Source organism: Pseudomonas sp. B21-028 (genome assembly GCF_024749045.1).
Taxonomy (GTDB): Bacteria; Pseudomonadota; Gammaproteobacteria; order Pseudomonadales; family Pseudomonadaceae; genus Aquipseudomonas.
The window spans coordinates 4,298,305-4,311,958 of record NZ_CP087184.1 but is presented as its reverse complement, the minus strand read 5'-3'; the positions used below and the strand labels follow the sequence as shown (position 1 = coordinate 4,311,958).

The window sequence follows — 13,654 nt, the reverse complement described above, 5'->3', positions numbered from 1 at the left end:
CGCGATGGCGATGGACCAGTCAACATCGTTGTCGACAGAGATGCCGCTATCGTGAGCAAGCTCGGCTCCCACAGGGTTCGATGTTGTTATTGAATATGCAGGGCGAAAAAAAGCCCCGAACCAGTCGGGGCGTCAGATCGTCGGCCTTGCGGTTAGCTTTTATTCGGTCCGCAAGGGCCGTTACCCATTGATCAGTGGAACTGTTCTTCTTCGGTCGAACCGGTCAGCGCGGTCACCGACGAAGTGCCACCCTGGATCACGGTGGTCATGTCGTCGAAGTAGCCGGTGCCCACTTCCTGCTGGTGAGCCACGAAGGTGTAACCCTTGGCGGCGTCGGCGAATTCCTGCTCCTGCAGCTTCACGTAGGCGGTCATGTCGTTGCGGGCGTAGTCGTGCGCCAGGTTGAACATGCTGTGCCACATGTTGTGAATGCCGGCCAGGGTGATGAACTGGTGCTTGTAGCCCATGGCGGACAGTTCGCGCTGGAACTTGGCGATGGTCGCGTCGTCCAGGTTCTTCTTCCAGTTGAAGGAAGGCGAGCAGTTGTACGACAGGATCTGGTCCGGGTATTCCTTCTTGATCGCTTCGGCGAAGCGGCGAGCCTCGTCCAGGTCCGGCTTGGCGGTTTCGCACCAGATCAAGTCGGCGTACGGCGCGTAGGCCAGGCCGCGGGCGATGGCCTGGTCGAGGCCGGCGCGGACCTTGTAGAAGCCTTCCTGGGTGCGGGTGCCGGTCACGAACGGCTGATCGTACGGATCGCAGTCGGAAGTCAGCAGGTCAGCGGCGTTGGCGTCGGTACGGGCCAGGATGATGGTCGGTACACCGGCAACGTCGGCGGCCAGGCGAGCTGCGGTCAGCTTCTGCACGGCTTCCTGGGTCGGTACCAGTACCTTGCCGCCCATGTGGCCGCATTTCTTCACCGAAGCCAGTTGGTCTTCGAAGTGAACGCCGGCGGCGCCTGCCTCGATCATGCTCTTCATCAGCTCGTAGGCGTTCAGGACGCCGCCGAAACCGGCTTCGGCGTCAGCCACGATCGGCGCGAAGTAGTCGATGTAGCCTTCGTCGCCCGGGTTCTTGCCAGCTTTCCACTGGATCTGGTCGGCGCGACGGAACGAGTTGTTGATGCGCTTGACCACGGTCGGAACCGAGTCCACCGGGTACAGCGACTGGTCGGGGTACATCGATTCGGCGGAGTTGTTGTCCGCGGCCACTTGCCAGCCCGACAGGTAGATCGCCTGGATGCCGGCCTTGACTTGTTGTACCGCCTGGCCGCCGGTCAGGGCGCCCATGCAGTTGACGAAATCTTTCTCGGGACGGAAGGATGGCTTGGCGCCCTGGGTCACCAGGTTCCACAGCTTTTCGGCGCCCATTTTCGCAAAGGTGTGCTCAGGTTGAACCGAGCCGCGCAGGCGGACGACGTCAGCAGCGGAATAATTGCGCTTCACGCCTTTCCAGCGTGGGTTCTCAGCCCAGTCTTTTTCAAGGGCTGCAATTTGCTGTTCGCGTGTCAGTGCCATGGAGATAAACCTCGTCGCATCGTCGGGTGTGGAAGATTCCTGCTCCTGCCGATCCGCCAGTCATTGGCGAAGAAGGCTGCTCGCTGGCCAGGGGGCCGGGCATGCAAGTCGGTTCAGGCGGGGAGGCGACGGGATGAACGATGGGCTCGAGGGGAAAGTGAGCAGGTAGAGGCGGACTGCGGGCGCATTCGGGCGTCGTGGGCCCTTGTACGAACTCAGAGTGATGCCGGGTTACCTAGTTACGCTTCCGTCCCTCGGGACAACTTCGTTCCAGTCGCAACCTCGTCAAACACACCTTGTGGGCGGTACAGACACGAATCGGCTTGCGGGGTAGGTGCAAGCGACGACCCGAAGGCCCTTGCCAGGGCCCCTGATTAGCGGGAGCGAGGCCATCATGCCTTCGGTTTTTTGGCTCGTCAAACGTTTTGTAGTGCTTTTTTTCAGGCACTACATCTTTGGTCTAATACGACTCATCAGTCAGTTTCTGGTGCTTCAGTTCAAGGTATCGACCTTGACCCGCAGAATCATGTCGTCGCGGCCCTGAGTCGAGTAGCTGCGGGTCAGGCCCTGTTTATCGGCCTGGGTCTGGCGATTCACGCCGGCCAGAGTGATCCATTCACCCAGCCGTCCGCTGACAGTTGTGTCGGTACTCTGAACGTTCACTACATCGGGACGTTCCTGGCTCATGCGGTCACGGTTGGTACTGATGCTCAGATGAACGGTCTCGCCGGTGACGCTGGCGGTGACATAGAAACCCTGAGTGACGTTGCGGTATTCGGTCTGGCTCTGCATGCGACCGTAGCTGTCGGTCTGGTTGCTGGTGAACGGTACGCTCTGGCCGACCTGGATCAGCGCCGGCTGACCTTCGCTGGCTTGTACCTGTTGCACGCCGCCGTCACGGCTGGCCGTGCTGCGGTTGATGATGCGGGTCTGGCTGGGGGCGGCACCGTTGATGGAATAGCCCTGGTCGCCTTGCAGGTTGTTTTCGTTGGTGTCGACGGTGATCAGCAAGCGCTTGGGGGCGGTGTCCAATTGGGCCAGGAATTGGCGGAGCTCCTCGATCTTGCCGGGAGCGGCGTTGACGATCAGTTGATTGCCATAGGCGCTGACCTGGCCGTCCTTGCCGATGAAGTTCTGCGCCACCGGAAGCAGGTCGGCGCTGGTACGGTAGTTCAACGGGACGATTTGCGTGTCGGCCATGACCGACAGGCTGCAGCCGAGCAGCAGGGTGGCCAGGAGGGTGCGTAGGGACATTCCGTTTCTCCGCGGGACAAAGGCTGGATATTGCCAGTTTGTCGGCCCAGGGTGGGGCAAGTTGAATGATAGACGGCAAAACGCCCCGGCATCGGTGGATGGCGGGGCGTTTCAGGTGTTGCAGGTGGTCTTGTGGCGAGGGGATTTATTTGTGGCGAGGGGATTTATCCCCGCAGGGCTGCAAAGCTGCCCCAAAACAGGCGACTCAATCCACCTGATACACCGAGTCGCAGGGCTTTGGGGCTGCCTCGCAGCCCAGCGGGGATAAATCCCCTCGCCACAGAGAGGGCTCCTTCAGGAGCGTCAAGCGGAGCGACGCACCATGTCCACATGGGGGATCCCGGCTTCCAGGAACTCTTCGCTGACCACGGCGAAGCCCAGTCGCTCATAGAACGGCGTGGCGTGCACCTGGGCGCTGAGTTTCTGTTGCTTGAGGCCGCGCTTTTCGGCCTCCACGATCACCGCGTGCATCAGGGCGTCGCCGACCTTCAGGCCGCGCCAGTCCTTGAGCACCGAGACGCGCCCGACATGCCCGTCGGTCAGCAGGCGGGCGGTGCCGATAGGGAAGTCGCCTTCGAAGGCGAGGAAATGCACCGCGCCCTGATCGTCGGCATCCCATTCCAGCTCAGGTGGGACGGACTGCTCGACAATGAATACGCTCTCACGAATGCGCCGGATCTCGGCGTTTTCCTTTTGCCAGTCTGCGACACGAACGTGGATTTTATTCATCGGCGAACCCCAGGCTGCCTTGCTTGACCAGCTCACAGATCAGGCCGCGACCGTCTTCGTCGGCCAGCCATGGGCTGAGGTTTTCAATATGCAGGGCGTCGGCCGCGCAGATCATTTTCAGCAGCTCGCGCAGCTTGCCTGGCAGGTAGCGGCTCTGGCCGCTGGCGAACAGCAGCAGGTCGTCATCGACTTCCGACCAGGCCAGGCGCGCGCTCGGGTTGCGGATGATCACGGCGCCCTGTTCCAGGCCGGCCAGCAGGTCGTCCTCTTCCAGCTCCGGCCCTACCACCAGTTCCGGGTAGCGCGGCTCGGTCATGAACTGGCCGAACCAGGTCAGCAGCAGGCGTTCGTCGCTCATGTGCTCGGCCAGCAAGCCCTTGAGGCGGTCGAGGGCGTCGTGCTGGATCTGGTGCGGATCGCTTACCGGGCGCGCGTCGGCGTCGGTGTAGCGCTCTTCGTCCGGCAGGAACTGGCTGAGGAAGTCGGTGAAGTGGGTCAGCACTTCGGCGGCGCTCGGTGCGCGAAAGCCCACGGAGTAGGTCATGCAGTCATCCACGGCCACGCCGCAATGGGCCAGGCGCGGCGGCAGGTAGAGCATGTCGCCCGGTTCCAGGACCCACTCGTCGGTGGCGTCGAAGTCGGCGAGGATGCGCAGGTCGGCATGGGGTAGCAGCGGGCTGTCGGAGTCGCACATCTGGCCGATTTTCCAGTTGCGCTTGCCATGGCCTTGCAGCAGGAACACGTCGTAGTTATCGAAGTGCGGGCCGACGCTGCCACCCGGGGCGGCGAAGCTGATCATCACGTCGTCGATGCGCCAGCTCGGCAGGAAACGGAAGTGCTCCAGCAGTTCGCTGACTTCCGGGACGAACTGGTCTACCGCCTGCACCAGCAGGGTCCAGTCGCGTTCCGGCAGTTTGCTGAATTCGTCTTCGGCGAACGGGCCGCGACGCAGTTCCCACGGGCGTTCGCCGTGCTCGAGCACCAGGCGCGATTCGACTTCTTCTTCCAGGGCCAGGCCGGCCAGTTCGTCGGCATCGATCGGGCTTTCGAAGTCAGGAATCGCCTGGCGGATCAGCAGCGGTTTTTTCTGCCAGTAGTCGCGCAGGAACTCCCGTGCCGTGATGCCGCCCAGGAGTTGCAGAGGAATATCAGGATTCATGTGTAACCTATTGAAAAAATATACTTTTCAGACGCGAATAAAAACGCCCGGCGCGGCCGGGCGTCTCAAGGGTGCAGCCGTGTGTCAGATGCGCTTGGCTTGTTCCGCCGCGTTGCCGATGTAGCTGGCCGGGGTCAGCTTCTTCAGCTCCGACTTGGCATCGGCAGGCATGTCCAGGCCATCGATGAAAGTCTGCAGCGCTTCAGGGCTGATGCCCTTGCCACGGGTCAGTTCTTTCAATTTTTCGTACGGGTTCTCGATGTTGTAGCGACGCATCACGGTCTGGATCGGTTCAGCCAGGACTTCCCAGCAGGCGTCCAGGTCAGCGGCAATCTTCTGCTCGTTCAGTTCCAGCTTGCTGATGCCCTTGAGGCTGGCTTCGTAGGCGATGACGCTGTGAGCAAAGCCCACGCCCAGGTTGCGCAGCACGGTGGAGTCGGTCAGGTCGCGCTGCCAGCGGGAGATCGGCAGTTTGCTCGCCAGGTGCTGGAACAGTGCATTGGCGATGCCCAGGTTGCCTTCGGAGTTTTCGAAGTCGATCGGGTTGACCTTGTGCGGCATGGTCGAGGAACCGATCTCGCCGGCAATGGTGCGCTGCTTGAAGTAGCCCAGGGAGATGTAGCCCCAGATGTCGCGGTCGAAGTCGATCAGGATGGTGTTGAAGCGCGCGATCGCGTCGAACAGCTCGGCGATATAGTCGTGCGGTTCGATCTGGGTGGTGTACGGGTTGAAACTCAAGCCCAGTTCGTCTTCGATGAAGGCGCGGGCGTTGGCTTCCCAGTCGATCTGCGGGTAGGCCGACAAGTGGGCGTTGTAGTTGCCCACGGCACCGTTGATCTTGCCCAGCAGCGGCACGGCGGCGACTTGGGCGATCTGGCGCTCCAGGCGATACACCACGTTCGCCAGCTCTTTGCCCAGGGTGGTCGGCGACGCCGGTTGACCGTGGGTGCGCGACAGCATCGGTACGTCGGCGAAACGGATCGCCAGCTCGCGGATGGCCTGGGCGACCTGGCGCATCAACGGCAGCATCACGTCGTCACGGCCTTCGCGCAGCATCAGGGCGTGGGACAGGTTGTTGATGTCCTCGCTGGTGCAGGCGAAGTGGATGAACTCGCTGACGTTGGCCAGTTCCGGCAGCTTGGCCGCCTGCTCCTTGAGCAGGTACTCGATCGCCTTGACGTCGTGGTTGGTGGTGCGCTCGATCTCTTTGACGCGCTCGGCGTGCTCCAGCGCGAAGTTGTCCGCCAGGGTGTTGAGCACCGCGTTGGCTTCGGCGGAAAACGCCGGGACTTCGCCGATGGCGGGATGGGCGGCCAGGCGCTGGAGCCAGCGCACTTCAACCAGGACGCGGGCACGGATCAGGCCGTACTCGCTGAAAATCGGGCGCAGGGCCTGGGTTTTGCCGGCGTAGCGGCCGTCTACAGGGGAAACCGCAGTGAGCGAAGAGAGCTGCATGGGGTGTTCTCGGACAGTCGGGCAACGAAATGGGGCGCGTATCATACATGAAAACAAGCGCCGGTCCGTCGCCAACTGACCGGCGTATTACGCGTGATGAAGTAAAAAAAGCGGGTTGAGGCGACTTATTCGTTGCGCATCAACGGGTAAAGCTCTTTCAGCAATTTGCGTCGGCTGATCACTAACTGCCAGCGATGCCCACCCAGTTGCCGCCACAGCCGTGCCGAACGGATGCCCGCCAGCAACAGGGCGCGAATCTTCGAGGCGTTGCTCGGTTGCTGCAGATTGCGCATGTCGCCGTGCACCTGGATACGCTGGCGCAGGGTGCTCAGGGTGTCCTGGTACAGCGCGCCGCAGGCAGCGATGACGTTTTCGTGGGAGGGGCCGAAATGTTCGACTTGGGACTGGATCTGCGGCAGGCGCTTGCCGATGGTGTCCAGCAGGTCGTCGCGCTTGGCGAGCTGGCGCTCGAGGCCGAGCATCGACAGGGCATAGCGCAGCGGTTCGCGTTGCAGGGCGCTGGGGTCGCGCTCCAGGGCGCCGATCAACGCGCGATAGCCTTCGCGCAGGTTCAGGTCGTCGCCGCCGTAGACTTCCAGGGTGTCCTTGGGGTCGCGTACCAGCAGGCTGCCGAGCATGCAGCTCAGGCCGGCCTCGGAGGTCTGGCCGGTCTTGGCGATCCGGTCCACCAGCACGGCGGCGAGGAATACACCGCCCAGCGCTGTCAGTTGCTCCTGGGTCGGGTTCATGCCTTGCTGCTCCACGGCTCTGCGACTTCGATCACGCCGCCGCCCAGGCAGATTTCGCCGTCGTAGAACACCACGGACTGGCCGGGCGTCACCGCCCGCTGTGGGTCGTCGAAGGTGGCACGGTAGCCCGTGGCGGTTTTTTCCAGGGTGCAGGGCTGGTCGCCCTGACGATAGCGCACCTTGGCCGTCAGGCGGCGCGGTTCGCTCAGGTCGATGGGGTTGACCCAATAGATGTCGGAGGCGAGCAGGGCGCGGGAAAACAACCAGGGGTGGTCGTTGCCCTGGCCGACGATCAGCTCGTTGTGCTCCAGGTCCTTGATCAGCACGTACCACGGCTCTTCACCGGCGTCTTTCAACCCGCCAATGCCCAGGCCCTGGCGCTGGCCGATGGTGTGGTACATCAGGCCATGGTGACGGCCGATGACTTCGCCTTCGGTGGTTTTGATCTCGCCCGGCTGGGCCGGCAGGTATTGCTTGAGGAAATCGCTGAAGCGCCGTTCGCCGATGAAGCAGATCCCGGTGGAATCCTTCTTCTTGGCGGTGGCGAGCTGGTGTTTTTCGGCGATGGCCCGCACTTCGGGCTTCTCCAGTTCGCCTACCGGGAACAGCGTCTTGGCAATCTGCTCGCCGCCGACGGCATGCAGGAAGTAGCTCTGGTCCTTGTTCGGGTCCAGGCCCTTGAGCAGCTCGGTGCGCCCGTCGATGTCGCGGCGGCGCACGTAGTGACCGGTGGCGATCAGATCGGCGCCCAGCATCATGGCGTAGTCGAGGAACGCCTTGAACTTGATTTCGCGGTTGCAGAGGATGTCCGGGTTCGGCGTGCGACCGGCCTTGTACTCGGCCAGGAAGTGCTCGAACACGTTGTCCCAATATTCGGCGGCGAAGTTGGCGGTGTGCAGCTTGATGCCGATCTTGTCGCATACAGCCTGGGCGTCCGCGAGGTCGTCCATGGCGGTGCAGTATTCGGTTCCGTCGTCTTCTTCCCAGTTCTTCATGAACAGGCCTTCCACCTCATAACCCTGCTCGATCAGCAGAAGGGCGGAAACGGAAGAGTCCACGCCGCCGGACATGCCGACAATGACGCGCTTCTTGGTGGTGCCGGAAGGAGCTGGATCACGCATAGGGATTCAATGAGTGTCTTGAAAAAGGACGCGATTCTATCAGGCCCAGGCGCGCAAGGCTAAAGAGAAGGGCGTATCAGTGCCAGGCTGTGGCGATGGCCGGCCAGATAATCGTCGATGCAGCGGATGATCAGCTCGCTGCGCCATTGGTCGCGTTGTTCGAGCAGTTCGTCGCGGGTCAGCCATCGGGCGCCCAGGATGCCGTCGTCCAATTGATAGTGGGGGTGGTGCTTGAGGGCTTTGGCGGCGAAGCAGACCCGCTGGTAGGTCACGCCATTGCTGGGAGCGGTGTACAGGTAGATGCCGATCACGCTGGTGGGTTCGACGTCCCAGCCGGTTTCTTCCAGGGTTTCGCGCACGGCGGCTTCGATCAGGGTCTCGTCCGGGTCCAGGTGCCCGGCGGGCTGATTGAGCACGGCGCGCCCGCCCTTGGATTCCTCCACCATCAGAAAGCGGCCGTCGTCCTCAACGATGGTGGCGACGGTGATGTGGGGTTGCCAGTCCATGAAGTGTCCTCGAAAATTTGAACGGTGAAACACAAACCCTGTGGGAGCGAGCCTGCTCGCGATAGCGGTGGGTCAGCCAATACAGGTGTTGGATGATAAACCGCTATCGCGAGCAGGCTCGCTCCCACAGGGGAGGGCGGTGAATGCAAAAGCTGCAGCTAATCCCCGGCCAGAAGGGAATGGGTTGAAAACACAAACCCCGGCACAAGGCCGGGGTTCGTGGTGCTTCCTTACAACCTTACACCAGCGCAGCGATTGCCGCGTTGAAGGTGGCGCTCGGGCGCATGGCCTTGCTGGTCAGCTCCGGGTTGGCGAAGTAGTAGCCGCCGATGTCCACTGGCTTGCCTTGAACGGCGTTGAGCTCGGCAACGATCTTTTCTTCGTTGTCGGTCAGCGTCTTGGCCAGGGTGGTGAACTGCGCCTTGAGGGCTGCGTCGTCATCCTGGGCGGCCAGTGCCTGGGCCCAGAACAGGGTCAGGTAGAAGTGGCTGCCACGGTTGTCGATACCGCCGACCTTGCGCGAAGGCGACTTGTTGCGGTCCAGGAACTCGCCAGTCGCCTGGTCGAGGGTCTTGGCCAGCACCAGCGCTTTCGGGTTGTTGTAGGTCACGCCCAGGTGTTCCAGGGAAGCGGCCAGGGCCAGGAATTCGCCCAGGGAGTCCCAACGCAGGAAGTTTTCTTCCAGCAGTTGTTGAACGTGCTTGGGTGCCGAACCGCCAGCGCCGGTTTCGAACAGGCCGCCACCGTTCATCAGCGGCACGATGGACAGCATCTTGGCGCTGGTGCCCAGTTCCATGATCGGGAACAGGTCGGTCAGGTAGTCGCGCAGGACGTTGCCGGTCACCGAAATGGTGTCCTTGCCTTCGCGGGTGCGGGCCAGGGTGAACTTCATCGCGTCGACCGGCGACATGATGCGCAGGTCCAGGCCAGCGGTGTCGTGGTCCTTCAGGTAAGCCTGGACCTTTTCGATCACCACGCCGTCATGGGCGCGCATCGGGTCCAGCCAGAAGATGGCCGGGGTGTTGCTGGCGCGGGCGCGGTTGACGGCCAGCTTGACCCAGTCCTGGATCGGCGCGTCCTTGGTCTGGCACATGCGGAAGATGTCGCCAGCCTCGACGTTCTGCTCCAGCAGGGTGCGACCGGCGCTGTCCGAGACACGGACCACGCCGTCGGCCTTGATCTGGAAGGTCTTGTCGTGGGAACCGTACTCTTCGGCTTTCTTGGCCATCAGGCCGACGTTCGGCACGCTGCCCATGGTGGTCGGGTCGAAGGCGCCGTTGGCCTTGCAGTCTTCGATCACCGCCTGGTAGATGGTGGCGTAGCAGCGATCCGGGATCACGGCCTTGGTGTCGTGCAGCTGGCCGTCGGTGCCCCACATCTTGCCGGAGTCACGGATCATGGCTGGCATCGAGGCGTCGACGATGACGTCGCTCGGCACGTGCAGGTTGGTGATGCCCTTATCGGAGTTGACCATCGCCAGGGATGGGCGCGCCGCGTAGACCGCCTGGATGTCGGCTTCGATCTGCGCCTGCTGCTCGGCCGGCAGGGCCTTGATGCGGGTGTACAGGTCGCCGATGCCGTTGTTCAGGTTGAAGCCGATCTGCTCCAGCACCTGAGCGTGCTTGGCCAGGGCGTCCTTATAGAACTCGGCGACGATCTGGCCGAACATGATCGGGTCGGAGACCTTCATCATGGTGGCCTTGAGGTGAACCGACAGCAGTACGCCTTTTTGCTTGGCGTCTTCGATTTCGGCGGCGATGAAGTCGCGCAGGGCATTCTTGCTCATCACGGCGCAGTCGAGGATCTCACCGGCTTGCACGGTGGTCTTTTCCTTCAGGACGGTGGCAGTGCCGTCCTGGGCGATCAGCTCGATTTTCACGCTGCCGGCGGCGTCGATCAGGGCGGCTTTTTCGCTGCCGTAGAAATCGCCGGTGCTCATGTGGGCCACGTGGGATTTGGAGTCGGCTGCCCAGGCGCCCATCTTGTGCGGGTGCTTGCGGGCATAGTTCTTGACCGACAGCGGTGCGCGGCGGTCGGAGTTGCCTTCACGCAGGACCGGGTTCACGGCGCTGCCCTTGATCTTGTCGTAGCGAGCCTTGGCTTCTTTGTCGGCTTCGCTGGTCACGGTTTCCGGGTAGTCCGGCAGTGCGTAGCCCTGGGCCTGCAATTCCTTGATCGCGGCCTGCAGTTGCGGCACCGAGGCGCTGATGTTCGGCAGCTTGATGATGTTGGCTTCAGGCGTAACGGCCAGGTCGCCCAGTTCGGCGAGGTGGTCGGCTACGGCTTTGTCACCCAGTTGCTCGGGGAAGCTGGCCAGGATGCGCCCTGCGAGGGAGATGTCGCGGGTTTCCACGGCGATCTCGGCCGAAGCGGTAAAGGCTTCGACGATCGGCAGCAGCGAATAGGTGGCGAGGGCGGGCGCTTCGTCGGTGAAGGTATAGATGATCTTCGAGCGGGTGGGCATATTCGGATTAACTCTCTTCTTTGCTAAAGCATGCGCAGAAACTCGAGGGGCGCCGGGTAAGCGCGTTCGTTCAAAGTCAGCCGTGAGCCGAATGTCGAGGTTTCTTCGCGGTGATGTTGGGTGCATCAGTCGAGCGTCAAGCGGTCGGGCCGCGGTAACGGTCCGGCTTTATAACTGGCGGGAAGGCCCTTGGTAGAGCAGTCAGCCGTAGTGACCCTGCGGTCAGCGGCGGCATTATACATAGGTAGCTGGCAATCTGCCGATGGTTCATAGACCTCCGTACACGTCCATTGGTCTAAACGTCGCAGGTCTGGCGTGGTGGACTATGCTCATATTTGGCGCTTTTCCCTTGTTTTTCAGGCTTGTACGCGGCGAACTGCGCGACTTTCCCGTCGATGGGTCTAACGTAGGGTTTGCGCGTCGATTCAACTGGGGTACGCTCGAACGCAGCCAGATGTTCAATCCAAGCAATGGAGTTCAGCATGGGGTATCAAAAGATTCAGGTTCCAGCCGTCGGTGACAAAATCACCGTCAATGCAGACCATTCTCTTAATGTTCCCGACAACCCGATCATCCCCTTCATCGAAGGCGACGGCATTGGCGTCGACATCAGTCCGGTCATGATCAAGGTTGTGGACGCTGCGGTGCAGAAGGCCTACGGCGGCAAGCGCAAGATTTCCTGGATGGAAGTCTATGCCGGTGAAAAAGCCACCCAGGTCTACGACCAGGACACCTGGCTGCCCCAGGAAACCCTGGATGCGGTCAAGGATTATGTGGTGTCCATCAAGGGCCCCCTGACCACGCCGGTCGGCGGCGGCATCCGTTCGTTGAACGTGGCCCTGCGTCAGCAGTTGGACCTGTATGTCTGCCTGCGCCCGGTGCGCTGGTTCGAAGGCGTGCCGAGCCCGGTGAAAAAGCCTGGCGACGTGGACATGACGATTTTCCGTGAGAACTCCGAAGACATCTACGCGGGCATCGAGTGGAAGGCCGGTTCGGCCGAGGCCACCAAGGTCATCAAGTTCCTGAAAGAAGAAATGGGCGTCACCAAGATCCGTTTCGACGAAGATTGCGGCATCGGCGTCAAGCCGGTCTCCAAGCAGGGCACCAAGCGCCTGGCACGCAAGGCCTTGCAATACGTGGTCGACAATGATCGCGACTCCCTGACCATCGTGCACAAAGGCAACATCATGAAGTTCACCGAAGGTGCCTTCAAGGAGTGGGCCTACGAAGTGGCCGCCGAGGAATTCGGCGCCACGCTGCTCGATGGCGGGCCGTGGATGCAGTTCAAGAATCCGAAGACCGGCAAGAACGTGGTCGTCAAGGACGCCATCGCCGATGCGATGCTCCAGCAGATCCTGTTGCGTCCGGCTGAATACGACGTGATCGCAACCCTCAACCTCAATGGCGACTACCTCTCCGACGCCCTGGCGGCGGAGGTGGGCGGTATCGGTATCGCGCCGGGTGCCAACCTCTCCGACACCGTGGCGATGTTCGAAGCCACCCACGGCACCGCGCCCAAGTATGCGGGCAAGGACCAGGTCAACCCGGGGTCGCTGATCCTGTCGGCAGAAATGATGCTGCGTCACATGGGCTGGACCGAAGCGGCCGACCTGATCATCAAGGGCACCAATGGCGCGATTTCGGCCAAGACCGTGACCTATGATTTCGAACGCTTGATGGAAGGCGCCAAGCTGGTGTCGTCCTCGGGCTTTGGCGATGCCTTGATCTCACACATGTAAGCGGATCGACGAGCAATAAAAGACGCCCGGCTCGAGTAATCGAGCCGGGCGTCTTTTTGACCGATGATTACGGCAGGTCAATGGGTTTCAGTGACTCTGGTTTTGACTTTGACTTTTTCGGGGATGGAGGTGCTTTCGACCTCGACCGGCGAAATATTCACCGCATGCAGGCCCTTGGGGCCCTGGATCACTTCGAATGTGACAGGTTGCCCGGCCTTCAGGGTTTTGTAGCCTTCCATCCTGATGGCCGAGAAATGCGCAAAAAGGTCTTCATCCCTGCCAGACGCCAGAATAAAGCCGTAGCCCTTGGCGTTATTGAACCATTTCACCTTGCCACTCATCTTGACGACCGACATAGACCATTTCCCTCTGCAACGCACTCCATCACTGGAGTATCATCCAGTTCATCCGCAATCTAATCTTGTTTCAAGGATCGATTCCGCGGACCTTTTTAACCCGCGATGGGCTCTATTGGTTGTAACACCGTTTTGCCGATAGTCAAGGTGACCTGGCAGCGGCGGTTGAAATCGCCTGCCAGTGCCCCCATCACTGTATTTGCCAACTAAACGAACCTTTCTTTCCATGCATGCAATCAGCCAGATTCGACTAACATTCAATCAGGATCGCCCGGATCTACATGACGACGATTCCGCGGGCATTGCTGTTCAGGAAGCAAAGCCTACGTTGCAGGCGCCACCGATGTACAAGGTGGTTTTGTTCAACGATGACTACACACCGATGGATTTCGTCGTCGAAGTGCTCGAGGTGTTTTTTAACCTGAATCGCGAGCTGGCGACCAAGGTCATGCTGGCCGTTCATACAGAGGGACGGGCAGTATGTGGAGTGTTTACCCGCGACATCGCCGAGACAAAGGCCATGCAGGTCAACCAGTACGCCCGGGAAAGCCAGCATCCGCTACTCTGTGAAATCGAGAAGGACGGTTAACGCCGACCACTTGGGT

12 protein-coding genes are annotated in these 13,654 nt (G+C 61.2%); 2 read left to right on the top strand and 10 right to left on the bottom strand.

Features of this window, described 5'->3' with window-relative positions:
• Nucleotides 1-191: 191 nt before the first annotated feature.
• The 9 genes from aceA to LOY35_RS18145 form a co-directional block, all read right to left on the bottom strand.
• Nucleotides 192-1,517, bottom strand: a complete 1,326-nt coding sequence (gene aceA, locus LOY35_RS18185) for an isocitrate lyase (RefSeq protein WP_041021072.1) — start codon at nucleotides 1,515-1,517, stop codon at nucleotides 192-194.
• A gap of 492 nt (nucleotides 1,518-2,009) precedes the next feature.
• Nucleotides 2,010-2,771, bottom strand: coding sequence for a secretin N-terminal domain-containing protein (locus tag LOY35_RS18180; protein WP_047700708.1), 762 nt, complete (start codon nucleotides 2,769-2,771; stop codon nucleotides 2,010-2,012).
• A gap of 303 nt (nucleotides 2,772-3,074) precedes the next feature.
• A complete protein-coding gene (locus LOY35_RS18175) occupies nucleotides 3,075-3,500 on the bottom strand; it encodes a GNAT family N-acetyltransferase (RefSeq protein ID WP_258625392.1) in 426 nt (141 codons plus the stop codon).
• On the bottom strand, nucleotides 3,493-4,659 hold the full coding sequence (locus tag LOY35_RS18170; protein ID WP_258625391.1) for a cupin domain-containing protein: 1,167 nt from the start codon (nucleotides 4,657-4,659) through the stop codon (nucleotides 3,493-3,495). Before LOY35_RS18170 ends, LOY35_RS18175 begins: the two co-directional genes overlap by 8 nt.
• Nucleotides 4,660-4,743: 84 nt before the next feature.
• Nucleotides 4,744-6,114, bottom strand: coding sequence for an adenylosuccinate lyase (purB, locus tag LOY35_RS18165; RefSeq protein ID WP_258625390.1), 1,371 nt, complete (start codon nucleotides 6,112-6,114; stop codon nucleotides 4,744-4,746).
• Between the two features lie 125 nt (nucleotides 6,115-6,239).
• Complete coding sequence (gene hflD / locus LOY35_RS18160) at nucleotides 6,240-6,863, bottom strand: high frequency lysogenization protein HflD (protein WP_258625378.1); 624 nt, start codon at nucleotides 6,861-6,863, stop codon at nucleotides 6,240-6,242.
• Nucleotides 6,860-7,984 carry a tRNA 2-thiouridine(34) synthase MnmA gene (mnmA, locus tag LOY35_RS18155; RefSeq protein WP_258625374.1) on the bottom strand — a complete coding sequence of 375 codons (1,125 nt, stop codon included), beginning with the start codon at nucleotides 7,982-7,984 and terminating at the stop codon, nucleotides 6,860-6,862. The genes hflD and mnmA overlap by 4 nt, the downstream gene beginning before the upstream one ends.
• A 59-nt stretch (nucleotides 7,985-8,043) precedes the next feature.
• Nucleotides 8,044-8,490 (bottom strand): NUDIX hydrolase, encoded by a 447-nt coding sequence (locus LOY35_RS18150; RefSeq protein ID WP_258625368.1) that lies wholly within the window; start codon nucleotides 8,488-8,490, stop codon nucleotides 8,044-8,046.
• A gap of 238 nt (nucleotides 8,491-8,728) precedes the next feature.
• Nucleotides 8,729-10,954, bottom strand: a complete 2,226-nt coding sequence (locus LOY35_RS18145; RefSeq protein WP_258625363.1) for an NADP-dependent isocitrate dehydrogenase — start codon at nucleotides 10,952-10,954, stop codon at nucleotides 8,729-8,731.
• 482 nt (nucleotides 10,955-11,436) lie between these two features.
• Here LOY35_RS18145 and icd point away from each other — a divergent pair, with 482 nt between their 5' ends.
• Entirely contained in the window at nucleotides 11,437-12,693 is a 1,257-nt protein-coding gene (gene icd / locus LOY35_RS18140) for an NADP-dependent isocitrate dehydrogenase (RefSeq protein ID WP_024779303.1), read from the top strand.
• A gap of 77 nt (nucleotides 12,694-12,770) precedes the next feature.
• Here icd and cspD read toward each other — a convergent pair whose 3' ends face one another.
• Nucleotides 12,771-13,034, bottom strand: coding sequence for a cold shock domain-containing protein CspD (cspD, locus tag LOY35_RS18135; RefSeq protein ID WP_258633674.1), 264 nt, complete (start codon nucleotides 13,032-13,034; stop codon nucleotides 12,771-12,773).
• Between the two features lie 241 nt (nucleotides 13,035-13,275).
• Here cspD and clpS point away from each other — a divergent pair, with 241 nt between their 5' ends.
• Nucleotides 13,276-13,638, top strand: coding sequence for an ATP-dependent Clp protease adapter ClpS (gene clpS, locus LOY35_RS18130; protein ID WP_041023703.1), 363 nt, complete (start codon nucleotides 13,276-13,278; stop codon nucleotides 13,636-13,638).
• The last annotated feature ends 16 nt before the right edge of the window (nucleotides 13,639-13,654 follow it).